Here is a 23833-nt window from a genome sequence, read left to right as displayed (position 1 = left end):
GTGCGCCCTCACACTGGCAGCAGGCTTTCGCCGGCGTAGAGGTCCTCGAGGCGTTCGCGGCGGCGCACCTCGAACGCGCGTTCGCCGTCCACCAGCACCTCGGCGGCACGGCCGCGGGTGTTGTAGTTGGAACTCATGACGAACCCGTAGGCACCGGCGGAACGCACGGCCAGCAGATCGCCCTCGGCGAGGGCCAGTTCGCGGCCCCTGGCGAGGAAGTCGCCGGTCTCGCAGATCGGCCCGACCAGGTCATAGGCGCGCGGCGTCGCGTCGCGCGGGGCGACCGGCACCACCTCCATCCAGGCCTGGTAGAGCGCCGGGCGGATCAGGTCGTTCATCGCCGCGTCGACGATGGCGAAGTTCTTGTGTTCGGTGTGCTTGAGGTATTCGACCCGGGTCAGCAGCACGCCGGCGTTGGCCACGATGAAGCGGCCCGGCTCGAACACCAGGGTCAGCTCGCGCCCGGCGATGCGCTCGCGCACGGCCCGGATGTAGTCGGCCGCCGGGGGCGGGGTCTCGTCCTTGTAGCGCACGCCCAGTCCGCCGCCGAGGTCCAGGTGGCGGATGTGGATACCGCTCCCGGCGAGGCGGTCGATCAACGCCAGCAGGCGGTCGAGGGCATCGAGGAAGGGCGGCAGGCTGGTGAGTTGCGAGCCGATGTGGCAATCGACGCCGACGATCCGCAGGTTGGGCAAGGACGCCGCGCGGCGGTAGGTTGCCTCGGCCTGCGCGATGTCGATGCCGAATTTGTTTTCCTTGAGGCCGGTGGAAATGTACGGGTGGGTGCCGGCGTCCACGTCGGGGTTGACCCGCAGGGAGATCGCCGCGGTCTTGCCGAGCTCCGCCGCGACCGTCTGCAGGCGTTCCAGCTCGTCGGTGGACTCGACGTTGAAGCAGTGCACGCCCACTTCCAGGGCGCGGCGCATGTCCTCGCGGCTCTTGCCGACGCCGGAGAATACGACCCGCCCGGCCTCGCCGCCGGCGGCCAGCACCCGCTCAAGCTCGCCCCGGGAGACGATGTCGAAGCCCGCGCCCAGGCGCGCCAGCAGGTTCAGCACGGCGAGATTGGAGTTGGCCTTGACCGCGAAGCAGATCAGGTGCGGCGCGCCTTCCAGCGCGTCGGCGTAGGCCCGGTACTGGGCCTCGATGTGCGCGCGGGAATACACGTAGGTGGGGGTGCCGAAACGCTCGGCGATAGCGGACAGCGCCACGTCTTCCGCGAACAGCGAGCCGTCGCGGTTGTTGAAGGCTTCCATGGAATGCCTCCAGTCAGAGTTCGTAGCGGTCTTTGCGGTGTTCTTTGGCGGCTTTTTCGTCGTCCGGATGATAGAGCGGGCCTTTCTGGCCGCAACCGGCGAGGGCGCCGGCCAGCACGGCCAACGCGAGGAAAGGAAGCAGCAGGCGCTTCATGACGGAATCCTTGAACTAAGCATCGAATGGGCCGGAGTATACCCAGCCCCCGGCGCCTTGCCTATGCGCGCGGGGTGCCCGTCCGGCGGGGCTCCGGAGGCCGTCGCGAGCCCCGCCGCCGGGGATTTTCCGGGCTTTCGGCGGGCGCTCGGCTGGGGCTTTTCCGGCGTCGTCGATGGCCCGGCATGCCATGGCGGGGAGACAGGCCGGTGCGGGCTGCGGCATTATCGCCGGTCATGACCGCGCGGCGGCGCCTACCCGGTCGCCCCGCTGGCTGCCGCCCGGTGCGGCGGGCCGCACGCGGCGCAGGATCCGATTTCTTTCACGAGGTGCCCCCATGAGTCTGAGCGAAGCCCGTTTCCACGACCTGCTCGATGCCGTCCAGGAGTCAGTCGAGGATGTCTTCGACGACAGCGACCTGGACGTCGACTTGGAAAACGCCGCCGGCGTGCTGACGGTGCGGTTCGAGAACGGCACCCAGGTGATCCTCAGCCGCCAGGAGCCGCTGCGGCAGTTGTGGGTGGCGGCGCGTTCCGGCGGCTTCCACTTCGACTACGACGAGGAGAGTGCCCGCTGGATCTGCGACACCAGCGAGGAGCCGCTGGCCGAACTGCTCGCCCGGGTCACCCAGGAGCAGACCGGCGAGAACCTGGAATTCGATGGGCTCTGAGGCCCTGGCCGGCGCGCCAGCGCTGGGGGCCGACGGACGCCCGGCCTCGCCCTGCGTGCGCCAATGTTGCCTGGACGACGCCCAGGTCTGCCTGGGCTGCGGCCGCACCCTCGACGAAATCCGCGAGTGGCGCGCGGCCAGCGATGCGCGGCGCCTGCAGATCGGCCGCGACGCCCGCGCGCGACGGGCCTGATCTCGACGGTATTGCCAATCGGCGCCGGGCTGACGTAGTGTCGGTCCGGTCAGGACGCGTCGGTTAGACGCGACCTATCCTGAAACCCCGCCTTCGCCGCTCGATCGAAACGGCTGCGCGCGGTGCTCCCGGCCCCACAGCGTTCAGCAGGCGTCTCCCGCGTCCTGTCCGTATGGCCATGCCCCGCGCCAACCCGATCATCCAGTCTTTCGAGGCGGGGTTTTGCTTTTTTCAACCCATGCAATCCGTACCCGAGGAGCCTCGCGTTCACCATGAACACTCAGCCGCCGATAACCATCACCCGTCTCGATCTGCAGCGTCTCGAGCGTCTGCTCGACAGCCTGGAGACGTACGGTCCCGCTGCCGAGGCCCTGGAAGCCGAGCTGGCGCGGGCGCAGGTGGTGGGCCATGACGAGGTGCCGCCGGGCGTGGTGACGATGAACTCGCGGGTGCACTGCCGCGAGGAAAACAACGGCAAGGACTATCACCTGACCCTGGTCTACCCGCAGGACGCCGGCGCCGAGGGCACCGTGTCGATCCTCGCGCCGGTCGGCTGTGCCCTGCTCGGCCTCAGCGTGGGCCAGCACATCGACTGGCCGGCGCCCAGCGGCAAGGCCCTGCGTCTGACCCTGCTGGCGGTGGAGTACCAGCCCGAAGCGGCGGGCGAATACACCCCCTGAGCGGCGCGCAGACAGTCCGTCGGCACCGTCCGGCGGGCAGGGGATGGCGCCTGCGGCATGGTCTAGAGTGGTAAGACCAGTCGGCAAGGAGGCCGTCGCCATGTCCAGTCTTCCCCTCTATTTCCCGGCCGGCTACGACCGCGAGCAGGCCTTGCGCTGCGCGGTCCTGGTCGGCCACGCCTACGACATGCATAGCCAATGGCACCGCCAGGGCAGCCCTTCGCGGCCCCGGGCGTTCGCCTGGGCGGCGCCGGTGCCCGCCGGCTGGCAGTTTTCCGCGCCGATCTGGAGCGTGCTCAGCGGGTTGCCCTACCTCAGCGAGGCGGAACCCTTCGGGTTCGCCGCCCGCGACCCGCAGGGCGCGGTCTACCTGGTGTTCCGCGGCACCGACACCTTGCCCGACTGGCGCGACGATTTCGCCGCGGACCCCAGCCATTATCCCTGGCAGCAGCGGGTCGGCCTGATCCACGACGGCTTCCTCAAGCTCTACCGCTCGTTGCGCCAGCACGCCTTGCAGGCGCTGGACGACCTGCGCCCGGGCGGCGCGCTGCTCACCTGCGGGCACAGCCTGGGTTGCAGCCTGTCGACCCTGGCGGTGCTGGATATCCGCGAGCAATGGCCGGACCAGCCGCTGGAGCAGTACAACTTCGCCAGCCCACGGCTCGGCGATCCGGCTTTCGCGGCTTTCTACAACGCTTTGCGGATTCCGACCTATCGGCTGGTCAACGACAGCGACGAGGTGCCGCAAACGCCGCCGGCCGCCCGTCGCGGGCGCTACTTCCAGCATGTCGGCTGGCCGGTGACCTTCAGCGCCAGCTACCCCGGCGAAGCCCTGGCCCACAGCCTCGCCGACTGCTACCTCTACGCGCTGGAGCATCCGGACGCGCCGATGCGCGGCTGCTGAGGCGGCGACCGTTCAGGCGTTGCGCAGGGCCTGGTTCAGGGCCTGTTCCAGGCGCGCCTTGTAGCGCAGGTAGTGCACGGTCTGCGCGGTGCCTTCGATCCGTGACAGGTCGAGGTCGGTGATGTAGCAGGGGTAGCGTTCCACCTCGCGGCGCTGCGCGAGGATGTGCCGGGCCACGGTGGCGTAGAGCTCGGTGCCGTACTCCAGTTCGGAGAACTCCCGATGGTTGCAGTACAGGGTGACGTGCACGCGCTTGCCCGCGGCCGGCTCCACGATCGCCTGCACGTCGTACAGCGAGTGCCCCGGCGCGGCCAGGGGCGCCTGCCGGCGATCGAGGCGCATGGCGCGGCCGGGCTGGGTCGGCAGCACTTCGTAGTAGACCAGTTCCATGGCCGCCACCGGTAGGGCGCTGTCCAGCGGCAGCAGGGCATTGCGCCGGTACAGCACCGACTGCAGGAAGCGTTGCAGCGGGGTCAGCAGGCTCTGTTCGTCGCGGAACGGCAAGCGCTGGCGCCACAAGGCGTTGTGCTCGTCGAGCACGGTGACCTCGGCGCTGTCGCCGTCCACCCGGTAGAACACCTGGATGCTGTCGGGGCGCCCGAGGGGCAGGATCAGCGCCAGGTCGAGGCCTTCCAGGGCGTAGGCGTCCAGGTGCAGCGGGCTGTACGCGGGCAGTTCCTCGCCCAGGTGCTCGATCAGCGCCGGCAGATCGGCCAGCACCGCATGGCTGACTTCCCCCGGGGCCAGGGTCAGCAGGTGGTACTGCTGCTGGACCCGCAACAGGTAGCGGCTGGTGCGGCCGCCGCCGAGGTTGGCGAAGACGTCGCGGAACAGGTCTTCGACGCGCAGGGCGATGGCCTGCGCGCGGTTCTTGCAGAAACAACGCACCTTCAGCCGCGGCAGCGGCCCCGCGGGGGGCAGGTCGTTGAGGAAGTCGCACAGGCAGTCCAGCAGCGCATTGGCCCCCGCGTAGCGCTTCACCAGCAGCTCGTTCCAACTGTTCAGGGTCAGTTGGTCGAGGGTCAGCACCAGGTTCTCCCTGACCCCGGAATAGCCCAGGGCGTCGGTGCGGTCGGTGGTCATGTGCACGTTCATCTGGCTGTGCTGCTTGAGGGGGTCGAGGCCGATATTGACCAGCAGCAGCACGTCGGTCGGCGCGCTCGCCTGCAGCAGGGCGTTCTCGTCCACCGGCGCCAGGGGCAGCGGCAGCATCTGTTGCAGGCTGGCGAGCAGGTTGTTCAGTTCGAAATCGGTGAGGTCGCTTTCGCCGGGATGCACCGACAGCCGGGTGCTGCCGTCGATCACCCCGTTGCGGTGGCACCAGGCGAGCAGTTCGAGCAGTTCACGGGTGCGCTTGAGGGGCGCGAAATCCGCCCATTCCTGGGCGTTCAGGCTGCCGCTGTAGAGCGCCCACTGGGTTTCTCCGGGCGCCTCGGGGCTCGGCGATTGCACCAGGGTCAGGGTGTCCTCGGCCAGGTCCGGCGCGATCCCCGGGTTGATGAATTCCACCTTGCCGGCCTTGCGCTCGAAGGCGGCGTACAGGCGCCGGCCGAGCACGCCGAGGTCGCGGTTGTTCAGCGAGCTGCCGGTGTGCCCGGTGCGGGCGAACTGGGAGAGGAAGCGATAGCTGTAGGTCAGCTCGTTGACCAGGGCGCGGCGTTCGGCGCCCACCTGGCGCACCTTCCACTGGCTGCGGCTGTCGAGCATCGCCAGTTGCCGCTCGTCCCAGTTCCACTCGCCCACCAGGCGCTCCAGCAGCAGGCGTTGCCAGCTCTTGGCGCGGTTGCGCGGCGGCCGGCTGATCTTCTTGTTCACCTTCAGGTAGAGGCAGCGGCGGATCAGTTCCAGGCGCTCGTGTTCGCCACGGGCCGAGAGGTACTCCTCCAGCCGGCGGTACACCACGATGTAGGGGTCCAGTTCGTCCAGGTCGATACGGTTGGCGAACACCGCCTGCTTGAAGCGCAGGGACAGGCATTCCACCTGCGGGTGTTCGCTGGCGTAGACCTCGGTGAGCAGCAGCTTGAGCACCGACTTGTAGGGCGAGTCGATGCCCTTGAACAGCTGCCACATGCCGGCGCCGATGTATTCGGCGGGCGGGATGCGCGCCAGGTGGCCCAGGTCCAGCACTTCGTCGGCGCGGACGAAGCGCTTGTTGAGCAGCAAGTGGGTGAACTCGGCGTAGCGCCGCTCTTCGTAGACCGGCACCAGCCACCACAAGGGGGTGCGCCCGCCGAGCCAGATGGCGGTGCGGTAGAACTCGTCCAGCAGCAGGTAATGCTGGGTGGTGCCGCAGTCGTCGGAGGTCAGGTGGGTTTCGCGGTCGCCGACCACGAAGCGTTGCGGATCGATCAGGAAGAAGTGGGCCTCCGTTCCCAGGGTCGCCGCCCAGTTCTCCAGCAGATCGCATTTGCGCCGCAGCTCGGCTACCGCGACGCCGTTCAGGTGCGAGTCGTGGCACACCCATACGTCCATGTCGCTCTGCTCGGCCTGGGCCACGGTGCCCAGGCTGCCCATCAGGAACAGGCCGTGGATCGGCATCGAGGGCTTGCCGCCGAGGGGGTTGCCGCGGCGCGCCTTGTAGGCGAAGGAGCGGGTCAGGCGCTGCGCCTCGGACAAGAGCTCGTCGTCCGGCTCGAAGCCGGACAGGCCCGCCGGAGTGGTTCCGGATACGTAGCCGGGCAACAGCGGGTGGTTCACGTGGAACAGCAGCGGCAGGAGCTTCAGCACCAGTTGCTGGCGCGTCGACAGGGCCTGGAAGGTGCGTTGCAGGCGGCCGGCGTTGACCTTGAGAAAGCGCGCGCGCAGCTGGGCGAGCTGTTTGCGATCGATCCCGTCATCGATGTCCGGACGGATTTCCTGGTTACGCGTCATGACTCGCTCATGCCTATGGGTGGGCAAAGACTACCAGCGGACGTCCGGACGCGGGAGGCTGCCGGAAAAAGGCTGTGTTGGGGGCGTTCGCGATCCCGGGCACCGGTGGCGCCGGGATCGTGGAACCCTGTCGGGTTATCGGCGCGGCCGGGCCGCTTCTGTAGGGGCTCCGCGAGCGCTCCGTCGGGGCGTTCGGCGTTTCAGGCGGGGTCGCGCCGCAGGATGGTCAGGAGCGACTGGGCGTGTTCGGCGGCATCCAGGCCGAGGCTGGTCAGGTAGCCGCCATCCGGCAGGGTGGTCAGGCCTTTGGCATGCAGGCGATCGATGGCGCCGAGGGCGTCCCGGGTCGCGTTGTTATGCACCTTGATGCCTTCCAGGGTGTTGCCCAGGTTGAACAAGGCGAGGATTTCCAGTTCGGCGATCAGTTCGGGGGTGAACGACATGGGCGCTCCGGGCTGTTCTTGTTTGAAGGGATGGGCCCTGTGCCGCCAGGCGGCGGGGCCTTCCGCAGTGTAGCGAGTGACGCCTCAATGTGCAGGGGAATCGCCGCCCGGGGGTTGCCAGGCGTCCAGGATCGCCTGATAGCGGCCATCGGCGCGGATGCGCCGCATGCCCAGTTCGAAGCGGCGCAGGAGAAATTCGCTGCGCGGGTGGTTGCGCGAGAACGACAGGTAGAGCTGCGGCTGGTGCACCCGCGCGACCGCGACGAAAAGGCCCTGCAGGGCAGGGGTGTCCTGGAACAATTGCTCGGCCGTGCCGCGGTAGGCGACCGCGTAGTCCACCCGGCGGTGACTGAGCATCAGGAAGCCGTTTAGGTCCTTGCGCACTTGCACGCGGATCATGCCGTTCAGGGTATCGAAGGCCTCGCCGTATTCGTAACCGAGGGTCACCGCCACCCGCCGGCCATTCAGGCGATGCAGGTCGTCGATGGGGTCGGGTTGCTCGCGGCGCGTCCAGAGCAGGATGTCGTCGCTGAACAGCGGCTCCCGGGGCAGGCGGAAGTCCTCGGCGATCCGCGCGTCCGGCGCGGTGTTGAAGCAGCCCGCCAGCTCGCCGCGCTTCGCCAGTTGCATGCAGCGCGAATAGGGGTAGGCCACCAGCCGTATCGGCGTTTCGCTCGCGGCGAAGGCGGCCTTGACGATATCCACCGACATGCCCTGGATCCGCCCGTCCTTCAGTGCGGTGAAGGGGTACCAGTCGTCCTCGGCGCCGATCGGCACGGGTTCTTCCGCGCGTGCTCGAAGGCTCCCGACGACCAGCAGGAACAGCATCAGGGTCAACAGCCGGGACGACACGGACAGCGGGTGGCTCATTCGGCGCGAATTCCTTGGGGCCGAGTGGGGCGACAGCGAAAGCCCGAGCGGATCAGGCCTCGCCGTCGTCTTCCGGGAGGTCCGGCAGCGCGCGCAGGGCCTGCTCGTACCAGGCACGATCGAAGGCACGGTCCTCGCGCAGCATGGCACGGATTTCCTGGGCCAGCACCAGCGCCATCAGGCGCAGGCTTTCCTCGCGGTCGTAGCCGACCAGGGTCAGCTTGTTGAGGGTGGCCTGCACCGCCGCGGGGTCGTCGGCCTGCAACTGGTTCTCGACGGCCTGGATCAGGGCGGATTCGGCGAAGGCTTCGTCGCTGTCGTCGTGGACGGTCATGTCGGGGCTCTCTCTCAGTCGTGGTCGGCGGCGAAGTCCAGCAGCGCCTGGCCGCTCAGGCGATAGGTGGTCCACTCGTCCTGGGCGCGGGCGCCGAAGGCGCGGTAGAACTCGATGGCCGGGGTGTTCCAGTCCAGCACCGCCCATTCGAAGCGCCCGCAGCCGCGTGCCACGGCGAGGCGCGCCAGATGGCGCAGCAGCGCCTTGCCGGCGCCGCTGCCACGCGCCGCGGGGCTGACGTAGAGGTCTTCGAGGTACAGGCCGTGCTTGCCCAGCCACGTCGAATAGTTGAAGAAGTACACGGCGTAGCCGATCGCTTCGCCGTCGCGCTCGCAGATCAGCGCATGGCTGCTGGACTCTGCGCCGAACAGGCTGTCGCGAATGCCGGCCACATCGGTCTGCACCTCGTGCTCGGCTTTTTCATAGATCGCCAGATCGCGGATGAACCGCAGGATCAACTCGGCGTCGTCGGCGTTGGCGGGGCGGATGGTCAGCGACATGGGGTAGGCCTTCTAGCGTAAAGGGGGCATCGATTCGAGGGTGTCGCCCGCTCGGGCGCGGGCGGGCTGCGCGTCGGTGCCTGGCGGGCGGTCCGCGGTGCGCGCCAACAGGGCGTCGACCGCCCCGTGCGAAGCCAGATGGAGATAGCGCAGGCCGGGGCGGGCGTTGAGCATCTCCGCCGCATAGCGCTGTCGATGGATGGCGTAGCGGGTCCAGGCCCAGGCGATCACCGAGTGTTCCGGGTTCAGGCTGTACAGGTTGCTCCAGCGCTCCCGGTTGCCGTTCCACAGCACCTGCCTGCCGAGCACGCGCTTGAGGGTGCGCAGCACCAACTGGCGCATCACCGAGGCCCTGGGCAAATCCAGCCAGATGACCGTGTCCGCGCGTTCCAGCACCAGGGGGCGTACCGAGGAGTAGTTGCCTTCCACCACCCAGTCGTCCCCCTCCAGGGCCTCGGCGACCGCCTGCTGGAATCGCTCGGTGGGCAGGGGCTGCCAGTCGGGCTGGTGATACAGGGCATCCAGCTCCACATGGCGATAGCCCAGCTGTCGCGCCAGGCGGCGCGCCAACGTGGTCTTGCCCGCGCCGGAGCAGCCGACCACTGAGATACGCCGGCCGGGTATCCAGGGTTCTGTCATCAGCGCGCGGCCAGCAATGCCTTGCCGCGCGCGACCGCGGCACGCACCTGCGCTGGCGCGGTGCCGCCGATGTGGTCGCGGGCATTCACCGAGCCTTCCAAGGTCAGCACGGCGTACACGTCTTCACCGATCTGGTCGCTGAAGCGGCGCAGCTCGTCGAGGCTCATCTCGGCCAGGTCCTTGCCGGACTCCACGCCATATTTCACCGCGTGGCCGACGATCTCGTGGCAGTCGCGGAACGGCAGCCCCTTGCGCACCAGGTAGTCGGCGAGGTCGGTGGCGGTGGAGAACCCCCGGCGCGCCGCCTCGCGCATGACGTCGCGCCTGGGCTTGATCGCCGGGATCATGTCGGCGAAGGCGCGCAGCGAGTCGCGCAGAGTGTCGGCGGCGTCGAACAGCGGTTCCTTGTCTTCCTGGTTGTCCTTGTTGTAGGCCAGCGGCTGGCCCTTCATCAGCACCAGCAGCCCGGCCAGGTCGCCGAACACCCGCCCGGCCTTGCCGCGCACCAGCTCCGGCACGTCCGGGTTCTTCTTCTGCGGCATGATCGAGGAACCGGTGCAGAAGCGGTCCGGCAGGTCGATGAACTGGAACTGCGCGCTGGTCCAGAGCACCAACTCCTCGGAGAAGCGCGACAGGTGCATCATCGCCAGGGAGGCGGCGGCGCAGAATTCGATGGCGAAGTCGCGATCGGACACGCCGTCGAGGGAATTGCCGCCCACCGCGTCGAAGCCGAGCAACTCGCAGGTCAGCTCGCGCCGGATCGGGTAGGTGGTGCCGGCCAGGGCGGCCGAGCCGAGCGGCATGCGGTTGACCCGCTTGCGGCAGTCCACCAGGCGTTCGTAGTCGCGCGCGAGCATCTCGAACCAGGCCAGCAGGTGATGGCCGAAGGTCACCGGCTGCGCGGTCTGCAAGTGGGTGAAGCCGGGCATCAGGGTGTCCGCCTCGCGCTCCGCCTGCTCCAGCAAGCCCTGTTGCAGGCGGGTGATCTCGCCGAGGATCAGGTCGATCTCGTCGCGCAGCCAGAGGCGGATATCCGTGGCCACCTGATCGTTGCGGCTGCGCCCGGTGTGGAGTTTCTTGCCGGTGACGCCGATACGATCGGTGAGGCGTGCCTCGATGTTCATGTGCACGTCTTCCAGGTCGACGCGCCACTCGAAGGTGCCGGCCTCGATTTCCGCCTGGATCTGCCTGAGGCCGGTCTCGATGGCGTCGCGCTCCGCGTCGCTGAGCACGCCGGCCTGGGCCAGCATCGTGGCATGGGCGATGGAGCCCATGATGTCGTGGCGATAGAGTCGCTTGTCGAAGTCGACCGAGGCGGTGAAACGGGCGACGAACGCATCGACGGGTTCACTGAAGCGGCCGCCCCAGGATTGATTGGTCTTTTCGGTGCTCATGGGCTGACTCGTGACGAAGGCAGGCGCGACGCCTGCGTGGCAGGGGAGTGCCGCCGATGATAGCAGCCTTGCCGCCGGCTTCGCCGCCGCCGCGGTCGATTCGGGAAGTGTCGGGCGCCTCACAGTTTCCGGATGCCGCCCGCCTTTCGCGGCGTTATTTCCACCGGCTGGAGCGCGCCGGCTTGCTGCCGGGGCGGCTGCCACGGAAACTGCCTCGATGCGAATACACTGGCTTGACCGCATGCGCGAGCGCATGCCCACCGATGAGTTCTTCGTCCCCGAACTGTGCGAGCCGGAGGCTTTGCTCGGCCTGGTGCTGCTGGCCGAGCTGCTGGTCATGGTGCTGGTGCTGGCGGAGCCCTTCGTCGCCACCTTCAACTGGACGCGACTGGCGCTGACCTCGCTGTTCGTACAGTGGATCGTGCTGCTGTCGGCGGCGCTGCTGTGCCGGCTGCGGCCGCTGCTGGCGCGCCTGCCGGCGTTGCTGGCGGGCGTCGCCTGCTGCGCCCTGGTGGTCAGCCTGACCCTGGGCTGCACCGCCGTCGCCGATCATTTCCAACTGGGCGGCCCGCTGTCCCGCACCGGCGAAGTCAACCTCTACCTGCGCCACTCGCTGATCGGCCTGATCATGTCGGCGCTGCTGCTGCGCTACTTCTACCTGCAGAGCCAGTGGCGACGCCAGCAACAGGCGGAGCTGCGGGCCCGGCTGGAGTCGTTGCAGGCGCGCATCCGCCCGCATTTCCTGTTCAACAGCCTAAACAGCATCGCCAGCCTGGTGGCGATCGATCCCTCCAAGGCCGAGCAGGCGGTGCTGGATCTGTCCGACCTGTTTCGCGCCAGCCTGGCCAAGCCGGGCAGCCTGGTGAGCTGGACCGAGGAGCTCGAACTGGCTCGGCGTTATCTGTCGATCGAACATTATCGCCTGGGCGAGCGTCTACAAATGAGCTGGGACGTGGATCGGGTGCCCGACGATCTGCCGATTCCGCAACTGACGCTGCAACCGCTGCTGGAAAACGCCCTGATTTATGGCATCCAGCCGCGGATAGAAGGCGGCCTGGTACAGGTCGAAGCTCAGTATGCGGACGGCGTGTTCCGTCTCTGCGTCAGTAACCCGTTCGAAGGGACCGGCGCCCAAGCGCCGTCCCGTGGAACGCAACAAGCGTTGATCAACATCGAGGCGCGTCTTGCGGCACTTTTCGGACCGCGGGCGAGTCTCACCGTGGAGCGCCGTGACGGTCGCCACTTCACCTGTCTACGCTATCCTTGTGCCAGACTCACGCAGGAAGCCAGAGCAATATGAATGTCCTGATCGTCGATGACGAACCCCTTGCCCGCGAACGCTTGAGCCGATTGGTCGGCGACATCGACGGGTACCGTGTTTTGGAACCTGCCGCCAGCAATGGCGAAGAGGCGTTGAGCCTGATCGAGAGCCTGAAACCCGATGTCGTCCTGCTGGATATCCGCATGCCCGGCCTGGATGGCCTGCAAGTCGCAGCGCGCCTGTGTGAGCGGGACGCGCCGCCTGCCGTAATCTTCTGCACCGCCCACGACGAGTTCGCCCTGGAGGCCTTCCAGGTCAGCGCGGTGGGCTATCTGGTGAAGCCGGTACGCCCCGAGTCCCTGGTCGAGGCGCTGAAGAAGGCCGAGCGGCCGAACCGGGTGCAACTGGCGGCCCTCACCCGGCCGGCGGCGGAGTCCGGAAACGGGCCGCGCAGCCATATCAGCGCGCGCACCCGCAAGGGCATCGAGCTGATCCCGCTGGATCAGGTCATCTATTTCATCGCCGACCACAAGTACGTCACCCTGCGCCACGAGGGCGGCGAAGTGCTCCTGGACGAGCCTTTGAAGGCCCTGGAGGACGAGTTCGGCGAGCGCTTCGTGCGCATCCACCGCAACGCCCTGGTGGCGCGCGAGCGCATCGAGCGGCTGCAGCGCACGCCGCTCGGGCATTTCCAGCTCTACCTGAAAGGCATGAACGGCGAAGCGCTGACCGTCAGCCGGCGCCACGTCGCCGGCGTGCGCAAGTTGATGAACAACCTGTAGCGGCCGTGCCGCTTCCCTGCCCGAACACCGCCGCGCGCACTGACGAGCCTCAATTCGCCGGTCGTCGCGGCTGGTATCATGCCCGGTAGTTCGTTCCTGGAATTACCTGTCATGCCCCGCGAAATCCGCATCGCCACCCGTAAGAGTGCCTTGGCCCTGTGGCAGGCCGAGTTCGTCAAGTCGCGCCTGGAACAGGCGCATCCGGGTTTGAGCGTCAGCCTGGTGCCCATGGTCAGCCGCGGCGACAAGCTGCTCGATGCACCCCTGGCGAAGATCGGCGGCAAGGGATTGTTCGTCAAGGAGCTGGAAACCGCCCTGCTGGAGCACGAGGCCGATATCGCCGTGCACTCCATGAAGGACGTACCCATGGATTTTCCCGAGGGCCTCGGGCTGTTCTGCATCTGCGAGCGCGAAGACCCGCGCGACGCCTTCGTCTCCAATGCCCATGGAAGCCTGGATGACCTGCCGCCGGGCAGCGTGGTGGGCACCTCCAGCCTGCGTCGCCAGGCTCAATTGCTGGCCCGGCGGCCCGACCTGACCATCCATTTCCTGCGCGGCAACGTCAACACGCGTCTGGCCAAGCTGGATGCCGGCGAATACGACGCCATCATCCTCGCCGCCGCCGGTTTGATCCGCCTGGGCTTCGAGGCGCGCATCCGTTCCTCCCTGTCGGTGGCCGACAGCCTGCCCGCCGGCGGGCAGGGCGCGGTGGGCATCGAGTGCCGCAGCGAGGATCACGAGATCCATCGCCTGCTGGAGGCCTTGCATCATCCGCAGACTTCCTTGCGCGTCAGCGCCGAGCGGGCGCTGAACAAACACCTCAACGGCGGCTGCCAGGTGCCGATCGCCTGCTATGCCGAATTGCAGGGCGACCAACTCTGGCTTCGCGGCCTGGTGGGCCATCCGGACGGCAGCCTGTTGCTGCGGGCCGAGGGGCATGCCGCCGCGGCCGACGCCGAGGCCCTCGGCGTGCGCGTCGCCGAAGAACTGCTGGACAAGGGCGCCGCGACCATCCTCGCGGCGGTCTACGGCGAGGCCGGCGCGGAGTGACGCCTGCCACCGCGCCCGGGACCGGTGGTTGGCGCCTGTTGCTGACCCGCCCCGCCGATGACTGCGCGGCCCTGGCCGGAGCGCTCGCCGAACGCGGGGTGTACGGCTCCTGCCTGCCGTTGCTGGCGATCGAGGCCCTCGCGGAAACCCCGGCGCAGCGCAACCTGATCCTCGATCTGGACCGCTACGCCGCGGTGATCGTGGTCAGCAAGCCCGCCGCGCGTTGTGGCCTGGAGCTGTTGGACCGCTACTGGCCGCAGCCGCCTTTCGCGCAACGCTGGTTCAGCGTGGGCGGCGCCACGGCGCAGTTGCTCCTCGACTATGGGCTGGACGTCGCCTGGCCCGAGACGGGCGACGACAGCGAAGCCCTGCTGGCGCTGCCGGCCCTGGCCGAGGCCTTGGCCCGGCCAGAGCCGCGCGCGCTGATCCTGCGCGGCGAAGGCGGGCGCGGGCTGCTCGCCGAGCGGTTGCGCGAACGCGGCGTCGCCGTGGACTATCTGGAACTTTATCGGCGGCGGCTGCCGAGTTACCCGCCGGGCACCCTGGCGCGGCGGATAGCGGCGGAACGCTTGAACGGCCTGGTGGTCAGCAGTGGGCAGGGGTTTGCGCACCTGCTCCAATTGGCGGGCGATGCCTGGCCGGACCTTTCCGCGATGCCGCTGTTCGTGCCGAGCCCCCGGGTGGCCGAGCAGGCGCGCGTTGCCGGTGCGAAGAATGTAGTGGATTGTCGTGGCGCCAGTGCCGCGGCCTTGCTGGCGGCGCTCGGGACTTCCGCGACGCCTTCCCCTTGATGCAAAGGATGGATACGTGAGCGAGACAGCCTTTCCGAAAGACGAACAGACGACCCTGACCCCCGAGCCGGTGAGCCTGGCCGAGCGCCCTGCCTCCCGCGGTACCGGCGTAGCCCTGTTGGCGCTGCTGGTGGGCATCGCCGCCAGCGTCGTCGGAGGGTGGAGCCTGTGGCAGGTTCGCCAGCTGGATGCTCGCGACCAGCAGCGTCTCGCCCAGTTGGAGAGCGCCCGTGGCGAAGCCCAGGCGGTCGCCCTGCGCGAGCAGCGGCTCAGCGCGCGCCTGGCGGAGCTGCCGGCGCCGAACGAACTGGAAGAGCGCCAGCGCCTGTTGGCCAGCCTGCAGGGCGAACAACAACGCCTGAGCGAGCGCCTGGAAAGCGTGCTCGGGGCCAGTCGGCAGGATTGGCGCCTGGCCGAGGCCGAGCACCTGTTGCGCCTGGCGGCGCTGCGCCTGTCCGCCTTGCAGGACATCGAAAGCGCCCAGGCGCTGGTGCAGGCGGCCGACGACATTCTCCGCGAGCAGAACGACCCCAGCGGCTATGCCGCTCGCCAACAACTGGCGAAGAGCCTGGAGGCCCTGCGCACGCTGCCGCGCCCGGACCGCACCGGGCTGTTCCTGCAACTGGGTGCCTTGCGCGAGCAGGCCGCCGCCCTCAACCCGCAGGCCCCGGTGTTCGAGAACAAGGGCGACGCCCTGAGCGCCCTGGCCGCTCAGCACAAGGACGATGGGCGCTGGGCGCAGTGGTTGGCCAAGCTCTCGGAATATTTCCGCATCGACTTCGACGCCGACCGCAACATCCGCCCCTTGCTGGCCGGGCAGAGCCTGGATCAAGTGCGCCTGACGCTTTCCCTGGCCCTGGAGCAAGCCCAGTGGGGCGCGTTGCATGGGGAAGCCGAGGTCTATCGGCAAGCCCTGAGCCAGGCGCGCGGCGTGCTCGATGCCCATTTTAACCGGGATAACCCGGAGAGCCGTGCCCTCCGTGCGCGCCTCGACGACCTGGAGAAGCAGCCGGTGGCGGTGGCCACGCCCGATCTCAGCGGCGCCCTGGATGCGGTGCAGGCCTACCTGCAGCACAAGCAGGCCGCCCGTGACGCCGTGCCCGTGGAGCCCGAAGCCGCGGAAGCGGGGGAGGCGCCATGAAGCGCGTCGGCCTGCTGATTCTCCTGCTCCTGGTGGCGGCCGGCCTGGCGCTGCTGGGGTTAGCGATCGCCGAGCACAAAGGCTACGTGTTGATCGCCTATGAAGGCTTCCGCTACGAGGCGAGCCTGTGGGCCACCCTGGCCCTGGTGGCGGTGGTCGTCCTGTTGCTTTATCTGCTGCGCCTGTTGATCGTGTTGCTGGCCGCTTCCGGCGGCGCGCTCAACCCTTGGTCGCGGCGGCACAAGCAGCGGCGCGTGCGCCAGGCTTCGGAGCAAGGCTTCCTCGATCTGGCCGAAGGGCGCTGGGCCCGGGCCCAGCGTCATCTCAAGCGCGCCGCCGAAGCCGACCCGCAGCCGCTGGTGTACTACCTCGGCGCCGCCCGCGCGGCCCACGAGCTGGGCGAGCATGCCGAAAGCGACGCCCTGCTGGAACGCGCCCTGGAGCGCCAACCGCAGGCCGAACTGGCCATCGCCCTGACCCATGCCGAATTGCAGCAGGCCCGCGGCGAGCCGGACAAGGCCGAGGAAACCCTGGAGGCGATGCGCAGCCGCCATCCCCATCATCATCAGGTGCTGCGCCAGTTGCAGCGGCTCTATGTGCAGCGCGGCGCCTGGTCGGCGGCCATCGGGCTGCTACCCGAGTTGCGCAAGGAAAAGATCCTCGGCGAAAGCGAACTGAACGCCCTGGAGCGGCATGTCTGGACCCAGCGGCTCGCCGAGGCCGGCCAGCCCGCCGCGGACGGCGAGAGTCCGTTGCAGGACCTGACCCGGGCCTGGCAGCAGGTGCCTTCGGCGCAGCGCAACGAACCGGCCCTGGTGGCCGCCTACGCCGGGCAACTGCGGCGGCTGGATGCCCAGGAGGAGGCTGAGCAGGTGATCCGCCAGGCGTTGAAAAGGCAGTACGACAGCCATCTGGTGCGGGAATACGGGCTACTGCGGGGCGCCGATCCGGCCCGGCAGTTGCAGACCGCCGAAGGCTGGTTGGCCCAGCAACCGGGTGACCCCGCGCTGCTGCTGACCCTCGGGCGCCTGTGCCTGCATAACCAGCTGTGGGGCAAGGCCCGCGACTACCTCGAGTCGAGCCTGACGTTGCAGCGCGACCCGGAGACCTGCGCCGAACTGGCCCACCTGCTGGCCGAGCTCGGCGAAGTCGAACGCAGCAACCAGTTGTTCCGCGAGGGCTTCGATACCCTGGAACGGCGCCAGTTGCCGCGTCCGTCCGCGCTGCAACGGGTCGGCTAGGCCTCGCCGCGCCGACTCCGGTCGGCGCGGCACAGCGGCTCGCCGGGCATAATCGGACGCGTGGCGCATTAATCCGGACCGACATCCCCTCCGCCGCCGCGCTGCGTCTTGAAAGCCCCCAGGGCTTGCTCTACCGTAACCGCCTTCCTCGACCCCCTAACGGAGCCGCCATGCCTCTGGCCAGCCCCCGCTCGCTGTTTCTCCTGGCTTTTCTCGGTAGCGTCGCCATCATGGCCGGCGCCTTGTATCTGGAGCACGTGGTCGGGTTGGCGCCCTGTCCGCTGTGCATCCTGCAGCGCATCTTCGTGATTCTCTTCGGGGTCTTCGGCCTGCTCGGTTTCCTGCACAACCCCGCGACCATCGGGCGCCGTGTGTACGCCGCGCTGATGTTGTTCAGCGCGGCCGGCGGCGGTGCCACCGCCGGCCGGCAGATCTGGCTGCAGAACGTGCCCGCCGACCAATTGCCCGCCTGCCTGCCCAGCCTGGAATACATGATGGACGCGCTGCCCTTCCAGGAGATCATCGGCCTGGTGCTGCATGGCAGTGCGGACTGCGTGGAGGTGACCTGGACCCTGTTCGGCATGAGCCTGCCGGAATGGGCGCTGCTGGCCTTCGTCGGCATGATGCTGTTTAGCCTGTATCAGTTGCTGCGCCGCGCCTGAAGAACGTGCAGCCCGCATCCGGTGCGGGCTGAGGACCCCGCGGGAACCCTTCGGTTCAGTGTTTTTTGCGTTCGAACGAGCGTATGAAATTTTCCCCTCGGGTGCCTTGAAGGCATCTGACAGGCGGCATAATCTGGCCCCCACACTCCCGTCGGACAGTCGTCCGCGGGCCTTCCCCACGACTGTTCGCCGATCGACAAGAGCGTCTCGGAGCAGACGTCCACAGCATTAAAGACAAGGGAAGCCATCATGCTCGAGAGTTGCCAGAACGCCCAGGAACGCTGGGGCGGTGTCCATCTTCTGATCGATCGCTGGTTGCAGGAGCGGCATGAACTGGTCCGTCGCTACAAGGCCTTGAGCGACGCCCCGCAGGCGCCCGGCGACAATCCCGAGGCCCTGTCGAGTTTCTGCGAGACCCTGGTTGACTACGTGTCCGCCGGCCATTTCGAGGTCTACGAACACCTGCTCAGCGAAGCCAAGGCCTACGGCGACCAGCGTGGCCTGGAGCTCGCCCGGCAGATCTACCCGCGCATCGAGGTCATCACCGAGGAAGCCCTGGCGTTCAACGACCAGTGCGACAAGGGCGCTTCCCGGGAAACCTGCCTCACCGAGGAGCTCAAGCGCCTCGGCCAGTTGCTCAACGAGCGTTTCGAGCTGGAGGACTGCCTGATCGAGGTGTTGCACAACACCCATCAGCAGCAGGACGTCGAACCCGCCTGATTCAGCGGCTGTCGAGCAGTTCCAGTTCGAATACCAGGGGGGCGTAGGGCGGAATCAGATCGCCCGCCCCTTCGGCGCCGTAGGCCAGGGCCGAGGGAATCACCAGCCGCCATTTCGCGCCGACCGGCATCTCCACCAGTGCCTGGCGCCAGCCGGCGATCACGCTGTCCAGCTTGAACCATTGCGGCGCTTCGTTCGCATCGAACAGACTCCCATCCGCCAGACGCCCGCTGTAGCGCACGCGCACTTCGCCGCCCGCGCGCGGCCGCGGCGCATTCGGCTGGCCCGCGTGCAGCACGCTCACCAGTAGCCCGCCGGGCAGTTCGCGTACGCCGGGCTTGGCCTTTTCCTCCACCAGGAAACGGGTTTCCGCGGCGATCTCCCGGGTGTGCAGCCGTTCCGCCTCGGCCATGCGGGCCTCGTGGGCCGCCTGCAATTGTTCGATGCGCGCCGCCGGCAGTTCCAGCGTGCCGCCGCGGTAGGCATCGCTCAGGCCTTTGAGCAGCGCTTCCAGTTGCAGGTCCGGTACTTCCTCGTGCAGGCGCTCGCCCAGGCGTACCCCGAGGCTGTAGGCCAGATCGTGGGGGCTCTCGGGTTCGGCCGCCTGGGCGAGCGGCGAGAGCAGCAGAAGACCGAGCAACAGCGGACGCGACATGGGGGTTCTCCGTGGGTCGAGGGCGAGGATTATGCCAGTCGCGGCGCGTGACTCGATGCAGTGCTGGCGAGTGCCCGGACAGGTGTCTAGTATGGGGCGCATTCCCGTCCGCCCCGGAGGCGTCTATGTCGGCTAAAAAGAAACCCGTGAGCACCCCGTTGCACCTGTTGCAGCAACTGTCGAGCAGCCTGCTCGAACATTTGGAGAACGCGTGCAGCCAGGCCTTGATCGATGCGGAGAAGCTGCTGGCCAAGCTGGAGAAGCAGCGCGGCAAGACCCAGGACAAGCTCCTCGGCAGCCGCGCCAAGCTGCAGGACGCGATCGGCGCCGGTAAGCTCAAGGCCCAGGCCAAGGCCAAGCTGGCGGTCGGCGAACTGGAGACCCTGCTCGAGGCGTTGCAGGATCGCCAGGCGGAAACCCGCGGCTACATCGCCCAGTTGAAGCAGGATGCCGAGGAAAGCCTGAAGCTGGCCCAGGGCATCGGCAAGGTGCGCGAAGCCACCGCCAAGGCGCTGAGCGCCCGCGAAGCCAAGGTCTCGACTTCCCGTAGCCCGGCAAGCAAGGCGCCCACCCGCGAGGCGAGCAAGCCTGTCGCCACCAAGACGCTGAAGGCGCCGCCCAAGCCGGTGGTCAACCGCGCCAAGCCGGCCACCCCCGCGAGCGGCGCCACGTCGCCCGCCCGTAGCGCGGCGAAACCCGCCAAGCCGGCGTCCGCCGCGAGCGAAAAACCCGCCGCCAAACCGGCGAATCGTACCCGTCCGGCGTCCAAGGCCGCGACCACGAATGACGCCGCGAAGCCCGCCCGCACCGGCGCAGCCAAGCCGGCCTCCCGCCCGACGACCGCCGGTTCCACCGCCAAGGCCGCGCCGAAGTCGGCCGCACCTAAGCCGGTCGCGCGCAAGGCGCCGACCCGTGGCAAGCCCGCCGCCGCACCGGCCAGCCCCGCGGCCGCGCCCGCGGAAGGCCAGGGTTCGGCCAGCGCCGGCAGCAACGGCTCGACGCCGCCGACCACCGCCTAAGGTGCCAGGGCCGCTGCGCGCAACCGCTCCAGCGCGTCGCGGTCCCGCTCTCCCGCCGCATCCGCCAGGGTTTCGAGCCAGGCGGATGCCGGCGAGGATTCCCCGGCGCTCCAGCCTTCCGCCGCCCGTTCCAGGCGCGCGAGCAATTCCCGTTCGGCCTGGAGTTCCAGCGCCTTGATCGCTTCGCGCAATGCGTTCAGCGCGGCGTCTTCGCGCGCCGGCGTCCGCCAGCTCTCGCGCAGGTCACGCAGGGGTTGGATAGTCAGGTGCCGCCAGGGCGCGGCGATGGCGCGCAGGACGTGCAGGCGGCGTTCCTCGCAGGCGATGCCGCGGCCGTCCAGCCAGGCGCCAGCCAGCAGCAGGCAGACATCCGCGCCCTGCGCCTGCAGGCGCAGACAGGCCTCTTCCACCCCCGGCCGGGCGTACAGCGCCAGGGCGAAACTCCATAGTCCAACGGGCATGCGGCTCCCCAGGTGAGGCGGCGAAGCTGATAAACTCCGCCGCCTTATGATCCGACTGACCCAACTCACTCTACAGCGTGGTCCGCAGCGCCTGCTAGAAGGCGCCGACCTGACCCTGCACCCCGGCCAGAAAGCCGGCCTGATCGGGGCCAACGGCGCCGGCAAATCCACTCTGTTCGCTTTGCTCCGGGGCGAACTCGGCCCCGACGCCGGCGATTGCAGCTTGCCCGCCGACTGGCGCATCGCGCACATGCGCCAGGAGGTCGATACCCTCGACCGCCGCGCGGTGGACTACGTGCTCGACGGCGACGTGCACCTGCGCCAGGTGCAACGCGACCTCGCCGCCGCGGAAGAGGCCCACGACGGCACCGCCATCGCCCGCCTGCACAGCGAATTGGACAACGCCGACGGCTACAGCGCCGACGCCCGCGCGCGCAAGCTGCTCGCCGGCCTGGGCTTCGGCCATGGGCAGATGGACCTGCCGGTGAGCGACTTCTCCGGCGGCTGGCGGATGCGCCTGAACCTGGCGCAGGCGCTGATGTGCCCGTCCGACCTGCTGCTGCTGGACGAACCGACCAACCACCTCGACCTCGACGCGATCCTCTGGCTGGAGGACTGGCTGAAGAGCTACCCCGGCACCCTGCTGCTGATTTCCCACGACCGCGATTTCCTCGACGCGGTGGTGGACCACGTCATCCACCTGGAGCAGCGCAAGCTGACCCTCTACCGCGGCGGCTATTCGGCCTTCGAGCGCACCCGCGCCGAACGCCTGGCGCAGCAGCAGCAAGCCTTCGAGAAGCAGCAGGCGCAGCGGGCGCACATGGAGAAGTACATCGCTCGCTTCAAGGCGCAGGCGACCAAGGCCCGCCAGGCCCAGAGCCGGATCAAGGCCCTGGAGCGGCTGGAGGAACTGGCGCCGGCGCACGTCGACTCGCCCTTCGATTTCGCCTTCCGCGAAGCCGACAAGATTTCCAGCCCGCTGCTCGATCTCGCCGAGGGCCGCCTCGGCTACGGCGAGAAGACCGTGTTGCAGCAGGTCAAGCTGCAACTCACGCCGGGCGCGCGGATCGGCCTGCTTGGCCCCAACGGCGCGGGCAAGTCGACCCTGATCAAGACCCTGTCCGGCGAACTGCAACCGCTCGGCGGCGAGCTGCGCCGTGGCGAGAACCTGGCCATCGGCTATTTCGCCCAGCATCAACTGGACGCCCTGGACCCCAAGGCCAGCCCGCTGCTGCACATCCAGCGCCTCGCCCCCAGCGAGCGCGAACAGACGCTGCGGGACTTCCTCGGCGGTTTCGATTTCCGCGGCAACCGCTGCGACGAGCCGGTGCTGAATTTCTCCGGCGGCGAGAAGGCACGCCTGGCGCTGGCGCTGATCGCCTGGCAGAAACCCAACCTGTTGCTGCTCGACGAACCCACCAACCACCTCGACCTGGAAATGCGCCTGGCCCTGACCATGGCCCTGCAAGAGTTTTCCGGCGCGGTGCTGGTGGTGTCCCACGACCGGCACCTGCTGAAAAGCACCACCGACGAATTCCTTCTGGTGGCCGACGGGCAGGTACGGGTCTTCGAAGGCGATCTCGAGGACTACGCCCGCTGGCTGCTCGACTACCGCGTCCGCCAGGCGCCCGCCACGGCCGCGCCGGCGGGTGTCGAGCGCACCGACAAGCGCGCCCAGCGCCAGGCCGCCGCCGCCCTGCGCCAGCAACTGGCGCCGCACCGGCGCGAGGCCGACAAGCTGGAGAAGGACCTGGGCCTGCTGCACGACAAGCTCGCCGAGCTGGAAACCCGCCTGGGCGACAGCGCCCTCTACGAGGCGGCGCGCAAGGATGAAGTGCGCGACCTGCTGGCCGAGCAGGCGCGGCTGAAGAGCCGCGAAGCCGAGCTGGAGGAAGGCTGGTTGCTGGCCCTGGAGCGCCTGGAAGACCTGCAACGGCAGTTGGAGGACGCGTGCTGATGGATGAACTGGTCCTGCTCACCGCCTGGAGCGAGCCGCTGCTGCGTACCGCCCAGGTCCTGCTGATCCTGCTGCTCGCCTGGGTCGTCCAGCGCATGGTCACCCGTGGCCTGACCCGCCTCGGCGCGCGCTACCCGCAGTTGCCGCCGGAGTTGTTGCTGCCGCTGCGCGGCGGCCTGCGCTGGCTGATCATGGGCAGTGCGTTCATGTTGATGCTGGAGCGCCTCGGGGTTTCCGCCGAAGTGCTCTGGACCGCGCTGACCGGCTTCGCGGCGGTGGCGGCGGTGGCCTTCTTCGCCATCTGGAGCGTGCTGTCCAACCTGTTCTGCGCGCTGCTGATCTTCGCCCTCGGCCCGTTCCGCCTCGGCGACCGCGTGGAGGTGGTGGACAGCGCCGACAAGCCGGGAGTCAAGGGCCGGGTGGTGGCGATCAACATGTTCTACACCACCCTCGAAGACCTCAGCGAAGAGAACCATGGCGCCTGGTTGCAGGTGCCCAACAGCCTGTTCTTCCAGAAAGCCGTGCGCCGCTGGCGCGGTTGAGCCGGCCTTGGACCGTAGGCGCCGTGAGCGACTGCGACGCCTGCGAACCGGGCCGCTGACCCTCGCCGCGCCCACGCCCTGCGCCACCCCGGCGATTCGCCGAACGTGGGCGATCCCCGGCCGGCCCCTCCGGCGCATGCCGAATACGTCGCCCCGGCGTGAACCAATCGACATTCCGAGCGTGACCGAGCGCTGCGACAACCGCGCGGCTTCTGCATAGGCTGCACGCCCGTTTCATTCCGGAGCCGCGCCATGTCGCCAGCCCTACCTTCCGGCACCCGCGCCGAAGCCCTCGAACACGCCCTGGCGCCCCTGCGCCACCCGGCGCTGGAGCAGGCGGTCGCCACCGCCTGCGCGCCCTTGCCGGTGCGCGAGGCCTACCTGGCCGCCCTGCGGGTGCCAGTGCTCGGCGCGCGCCTGCTGCTCGCGGTGTCCGGCGCCGACATCAGCACCCAGCGCCTGCTGGCGGCATGCGTCGCCGAGGTGCTGCCGGAGGAGTTGGAACTGGACCTGATCGAGCTGAGCGAGGACGCCCTGTCCCATGCGGTGCGCGAGCGCTGCGAGGCGTTCTATCGCGCCTGATCGAGAGGCGCCCCGGGCTGGATCGAGGGGCACACCCGCAGGCCTTCCGCCTCGCGGCGCG

Annotated in this window: 27 protein-coding genes; 16 read left to right on the top strand and 11 right to left on the bottom strand. The window is 68.7% G+C overall.

The window, feature by feature from the left end:
* Positions 1-8 precede the first annotated feature (8 nt).
* Together lysA and OGL92_RS12530 are read right to left on the bottom strand one after the other, a co-directional pair.
* Positions 9-1256, bottom strand: coding sequence for a diaminopimelate decarboxylase (gene lysA, locus OGL92_RS12535; protein WP_263143948.1), 1248 nt, complete (start codon positions 1254-1256; stop codon positions 9-11).
* A gap of 13 nt (positions 1257-1269) precedes the next feature.
* The gene (locus OGL92_RS12530) at positions 1270-1410 is read right to left on the bottom strand and encodes a lipoprotein (RefSeq protein WP_263143947.1); all 141 of its coding nucleotides are present in this window, start codon (positions 1408-1410) and stop codon (positions 1270-1272) included.
* A 337-nt stretch (positions 1411-1747) separates the two neighbouring features.
* Here OGL92_RS12530 and cyaY point away from each other — a divergent pair, with 337 nt between their 5' ends.
* The 4 genes from cyaY (at position 1748) to OGL92_RS12510 (ending at position 3857) form a co-directional block, all read left to right on the top strand.
* Positions 1748-2080 (top strand): iron donor protein CyaY, encoded by a 333-nt coding sequence (gene cyaY, locus OGL92_RS12525; RefSeq protein WP_263143946.1) that lies wholly within the window; start codon positions 1748-1750, stop codon positions 2078-2080.
* On the top strand, positions 2070-2273 hold the full coding sequence (locus OGL92_RS12520; protein WP_263143945.1) for a DUF1289 domain-containing protein: 204 nt from the start codon (positions 2070-2072) through the stop codon (positions 2271-2273). Before cyaY ends, OGL92_RS12520 begins: the two co-directional genes overlap by 11 nt.
* 272 nt (positions 2274-2545) lie before the next feature.
* Entirely contained in the window at positions 2546-2953 is a 408-nt protein-coding gene (gene rnk, locus OGL92_RS12515) for a nucleoside diphosphate kinase regulator (RefSeq protein ID WP_263143944.1), read from the top strand.
* A gap of 100 nt (positions 2954-3053) precedes the next feature.
* A complete protein-coding gene (locus OGL92_RS12510) occupies positions 3054-3857 on the top strand; it encodes a lipase family protein (protein ID WP_263143943.1) in 804 nt (267 codons plus the stop codon).
* A gap of 12 nt (positions 3858-3869) precedes the next feature.
* Here the strand turns inward: OGL92_RS12510 and OGL92_RS12505 are convergent, their stop codons facing one another.
* The 7 genes from OGL92_RS12505 to argH all read right to left on the bottom strand — a co-directional run bounded on the left by OGL92_RS12505 (position 3870) and on the right by argH (position 10908).
* Positions 3870-6728 carry a class I adenylate cyclase gene (locus OGL92_RS12505; protein WP_263143942.1) on the bottom strand — a complete coding sequence of 953 codons (2859 nt, stop codon included), beginning with the start codon at positions 6726-6728 and terminating at the stop codon, positions 3870-3872.
* A gap of 200 nt (positions 6729-6928) precedes the next feature.
* Positions 6929-7171: a TIGR02647 family protein gene (locus OGL92_RS12500; protein ID WP_263143941.1), complete on the bottom strand. Its 243-nt coding sequence runs from the start codon at positions 7169-7171 to the stop codon at positions 6929-6931.
* 84 nt (positions 7172-7255) lie between these two features.
* Entirely contained in the window at positions 7256-8041 is a 786-nt protein-coding gene (locus tag OGL92_RS12495) for a transporter substrate-binding domain-containing protein (protein ID WP_346659498.1), read from the bottom strand.
* A 52-nt stretch (positions 8042-8093) separates the two neighbouring features.
* Positions 8094-8375 carry a hypothetical protein gene (locus OGL92_RS12490; RefSeq protein ID WP_263143940.1) on the bottom strand — a complete coding sequence of 94 codons (282 nt, stop codon included), beginning with the start codon at positions 8373-8375 and terminating at the stop codon, positions 8094-8096.
* 14 nt (positions 8376-8389) lie between these two features.
* A complete protein-coding gene (locus tag OGL92_RS12485) occupies positions 8390-8875 on the bottom strand; it encodes a GNAT family N-acetyltransferase (protein ID WP_263143939.1) in 486 nt (161 codons plus the stop codon).
* A 12-nt stretch (positions 8876-8887) separates the two neighbouring features.
* Positions 8888-9514 carry an AAA family ATPase gene (locus OGL92_RS12480; RefSeq protein ID WP_263143938.1) on the bottom strand — a complete coding sequence of 209 codons (627 nt, stop codon included), beginning with the start codon at positions 9512-9514 and terminating at the stop codon, positions 8888-8890.
* Positions 9514-10908, bottom strand: coding sequence for an argininosuccinate lyase (gene argH / locus OGL92_RS12475; protein ID WP_263143937.1), 1395 nt, complete (start codon positions 10906-10908; stop codon positions 9514-9516). The genes OGL92_RS12480 and argH overlap by 1 nt, the downstream gene beginning before the upstream one ends.
* A 217-nt stretch (positions 10909-11125) precedes the next feature.
* Between argH and OGL92_RS12470 the strand changes: the two genes are divergently transcribed.
* The 8 genes from OGL92_RS12470 (at position 11126) to rsd (ending at position 18556) form a co-directional block, all read left to right on the top strand.
* Entirely contained in the window at positions 11126-12208 is a 1083-nt protein-coding gene (locus OGL92_RS12470) for a sensor histidine kinase (RefSeq protein ID WP_263143936.1), read from the top strand.
* Positions 12205-12951 carry a LytTR family DNA-binding domain-containing protein gene (locus tag OGL92_RS12465; RefSeq protein ID WP_263143935.1) on the top strand — a complete coding sequence of 249 codons (747 nt, stop codon included), beginning with the start codon at positions 12205-12207 and terminating at the stop codon, positions 12949-12951. Before OGL92_RS12470 ends, OGL92_RS12465 begins: the two co-directional genes overlap by 4 nt.
* Before the next feature lie 111 nt (positions 12952-13062).
* Positions 13063-14001 (top strand): hydroxymethylbilane synthase, encoded by a 939-nt coding sequence (hemC, locus tag OGL92_RS12460; protein WP_263143934.1) that lies wholly within the window; start codon positions 13063-13065, stop codon positions 13999-14001.
* On the top strand, positions 13998-14792 hold the full coding sequence (locus OGL92_RS12455) for a uroporphyrinogen-III synthase (protein ID WP_263143933.1): 795 nt from the start codon (positions 13998-14000) through the stop codon (positions 14790-14792). Before hemC ends, OGL92_RS12455 begins: the two co-directional genes overlap by 4 nt.
* A 16-nt stretch (positions 14793-14808) precedes the next feature.
* Complete coding sequence (locus OGL92_RS12450) at positions 14809-15933, top strand: uroporphyrinogen-III C-methyltransferase (RefSeq protein ID WP_263143932.1); 1125 nt, start codon at positions 14809-14811, stop codon at positions 15931-15933.
* Entirely contained in the window at positions 15930-17174 is a 1245-nt protein-coding gene (locus OGL92_RS12445) for a heme biosynthesis HemY N-terminal domain-containing protein (protein WP_263143931.1), read from the top strand. The genes OGL92_RS12450 and OGL92_RS12445 overlap by 4 nt, the downstream gene beginning before the upstream one ends.
* 170 nt (positions 17175-17344) lie before the next feature.
* A complete protein-coding gene (locus OGL92_RS12440) occupies positions 17345-17836 on the top strand; it encodes a disulfide bond formation protein B (protein WP_263143930.1) in 492 nt (163 codons plus the stop codon).
* A gap of 249 nt (positions 17837-18085) precedes the next feature.
* Positions 18086-18556, top strand: a complete 471-nt coding sequence (rsd, locus tag OGL92_RS12435; protein WP_263143929.1) for a sigma D regulator — start codon at positions 18086-18088, stop codon at positions 18554-18556.
* A gap of 1 nt (position 18557) precedes the next feature.
* Here rsd and OGL92_RS12430 read toward each other — a convergent pair whose 3' ends face one another.
* Positions 18558-19211, bottom strand: a complete 654-nt coding sequence (locus OGL92_RS12430; RefSeq protein ID WP_263143928.1) for an FKBP-type peptidyl-prolyl cis-trans isomerase — start codon at positions 19209-19211, stop codon at positions 18558-18560.
* Positions 19212-19357: 146 nt separating this feature from the next.
* Here OGL92_RS12430 and OGL92_RS12425 point away from each other — a divergent pair, with 146 nt between their 5' ends.
* Positions 19358-20230 carry an AlgP family protein gene (locus tag OGL92_RS12425; RefSeq protein WP_346659497.1) on the top strand — a complete coding sequence of 291 codons (873 nt, stop codon included), beginning with the start codon at positions 19358-19360 and terminating at the stop codon, positions 20228-20230.
* On the opposite strand, the gene OGL92_RS12420 is transcribed toward OGL92_RS12425, so the two are convergent.
* Positions 20227-20691 carry a TIGR02444 family protein gene (locus OGL92_RS12420; protein ID WP_263143926.1) on the bottom strand — a complete coding sequence of 155 codons (465 nt, stop codon included), beginning with the start codon at positions 20689-20691 and terminating at the stop codon, positions 20227-20229. The two genes, OGL92_RS12425 and OGL92_RS12420, sit on opposite strands and share 4 nt — an antisense overlap.
* Before the next feature lie 46 nt (positions 20692-20737).
* Here OGL92_RS12420 and OGL92_RS12415 point away from each other — a divergent pair, with 46 nt between their 5' ends.
* The 3 genes from OGL92_RS12415 to OGL92_RS12405 all read left to right on the top strand — a co-directional run bounded on the left by OGL92_RS12415 (position 20738) and on the right by OGL92_RS12405 (position 23772).
* Positions 20738-22648 (top strand): ATP-binding cassette domain-containing protein, encoded by a 1911-nt coding sequence (locus OGL92_RS12415; RefSeq protein WP_263143925.1) that lies wholly within the window; start codon positions 20738-20740, stop codon positions 22646-22648.
* The gene (locus OGL92_RS12410; protein ID WP_263143924.1) at positions 22648-23190 is read left to right on the top strand and encodes a mechanosensitive ion channel family protein; all 543 of its coding nucleotides are present in this window, start codon (positions 22648-22650) and stop codon (positions 23188-23190) included. Before OGL92_RS12415 ends, OGL92_RS12410 begins: the two co-directional genes overlap by 1 nt.
* Positions 23191-23442: 252 nt before the next feature.
* Positions 23443-23772, top strand: coding sequence for a hypothetical protein (locus OGL92_RS12405; RefSeq protein WP_263143923.1), 330 nt, complete (start codon positions 23443-23445; stop codon positions 23770-23772).
* Positions 23773-23833 lie beyond the last annotated feature (61 nt).

It is taken from the genome of Pseudomonas sp. RIT-PI-AD (assembly GCF_025642785.1).
Lineage (GTDB): Bacteria > Pseudomonadota > Gammaproteobacteria > Pseudomonadales > Pseudomonadaceae > Pseudomonas_T.
This window is presented reverse-complemented; position numbering and strand designations above follow the sequence as displayed.

Coding starts and splice junctions, on each gene's coding strand:
- OGL92_RS12415 (WP_263143925.1), top strand. CDS start 20,738: ATGATCCGACTGACCCAACTCACTCTACAGCGTGGTCCGCAGCGCCTG.
- OGL92_RS12480 (WP_263143938.1), bottom strand. CDS start 9,514: ATGACAGAACCCTGGATACCCGGCCGGCGTATCTCAGTGGTCGGCTGC.
- OGL92_RS12530 (WP_263143947.1), bottom strand. CDS start 1,410: ATGAAGCGCCTGCTGCTTCCTTTCCTCGCGTTGGCCGTGCTGGCCGGC.
- OGL92_RS12500 (WP_263143941.1), bottom strand. CDS start 7,171: ATGTCGTTCACCCCCGAACTGATCGCCGAACTGGAAATCCTCGCCTTG.
- OGL92_RS12440 (WP_263143930.1), top strand. CDS start 17,345: ATGCCTCTGGCCAGCCCCCGCTCGCTGTTTCTCCTGGCTTTTCTCGGT.
- rsd (WP_263143929.1), top strand. CDS start 18,086: ATGCTCGAGAGTTGCCAGAACGCCCAGGAACGCTGGGGCGGTGTCCAT.
- OGL92_RS12510 (WP_263143943.1), top strand. CDS start 3,054: ATGTCCAGTCTTCCCCTCTATTTCCCGGCCGGCTACGACCGCGAGCAG.
- OGL92_RS12445 (WP_263143931.1), top strand. CDS start 15,930: ATGAAGCGCGTCGGCCTGCTGATTCTCCTGCTCCTGGTGGCGGCCGGC.
- OGL92_RS12495 (WP_346659498.1), bottom strand. CDS start 8,041: ATGAGCCACCCGCTGTCCGTGTCGTCCCGGCTGTTGACCCTGATGCTG.
- OGL92_RS12420 (WP_263143926.1), bottom strand. CDS start 20,691: ATGCCCGTTGGACTATGGAGTTTCGCCCTGGCGCTGTACGCCCGGCCG.
- OGL92_RS12485 (WP_263143939.1), bottom strand. CDS start 8,875: ATGTCGCTGACCATCCGCCCCGCCAACGCCGACGACGCCGAGTTGATC.
- OGL92_RS12410 (WP_263143924.1), top strand. CDS start 22,648: ATGGATGAACTGGTCCTGCTCACCGCCTGGAGCGAGCCGCTGCTGCGT.
- OGL92_RS12490 (WP_263143940.1), bottom strand. CDS start 8,375: ATGACCGTCCACGACGACAGCGACGAAGCCTTCGCCGAATCCGCCCTG.
- OGL92_RS12405 (WP_263143923.1), top strand. CDS start 23,443: ATGTCGCCAGCCCTACCTTCCGGCACCCGCGCCGAAGCCCTCGAACAC.
- OGL92_RS12470 (WP_263143936.1), top strand. CDS start 11,126: ATGCGAATACACTGGCTTGACCGCATGCGCGAGCGCATGCCCACCGAT.
- rnk (WP_263143944.1), top strand. CDS start 2,546: ATGAACACTCAGCCGCCGATAACCATCACCCGTCTCGATCTGCAGCGT.
- OGL92_RS12465 (WP_263143935.1), top strand. CDS start 12,205: ATGAATGTCCTGATCGTCGATGACGAACCCCTTGCCCGCGAACGCTTG.
- lysA (WP_263143948.1), bottom strand. CDS start 1,256: ATGGAAGCCTTCAACAACCGCGACGGCTCGCTGTTCGCGGAAGACGTG.
- OGL92_RS12520 (WP_263143945.1), top strand. CDS start 2,070: ATGGGCTCTGAGGCCCTGGCCGGCGCGCCAGCGCTGGGGGCCGACGGA.
- argH (WP_263143937.1), bottom strand. CDS start 10,908: ATGAGCACCGAAAAGACCAATCAATCCTGGGGCGGCCGCTTCAGTGAA.
- cyaY (WP_263143946.1), top strand. CDS start 1,748: ATGAGTCTGAGCGAAGCCCGTTTCCACGACCTGCTCGATGCCGTCCAG.
- OGL92_RS12430 (WP_263143928.1), bottom strand. CDS start 19,211: ATGTCGCGTCCGCTGTTGCTCGGTCTTCTGCTGCTCTCGCCGCTCGCC.
- hemC (WP_263143934.1), top strand. CDS start 13,063: ATGCCCCGCGAAATCCGCATCGCCACCCGTAAGAGTGCCTTGGCCCTG.
- OGL92_RS12505 (WP_263143942.1), bottom strand. CDS start 6,728: ATGACGCGTAACCAGGAAATCCGTCCGGACATCGATGACGGGATCGAT.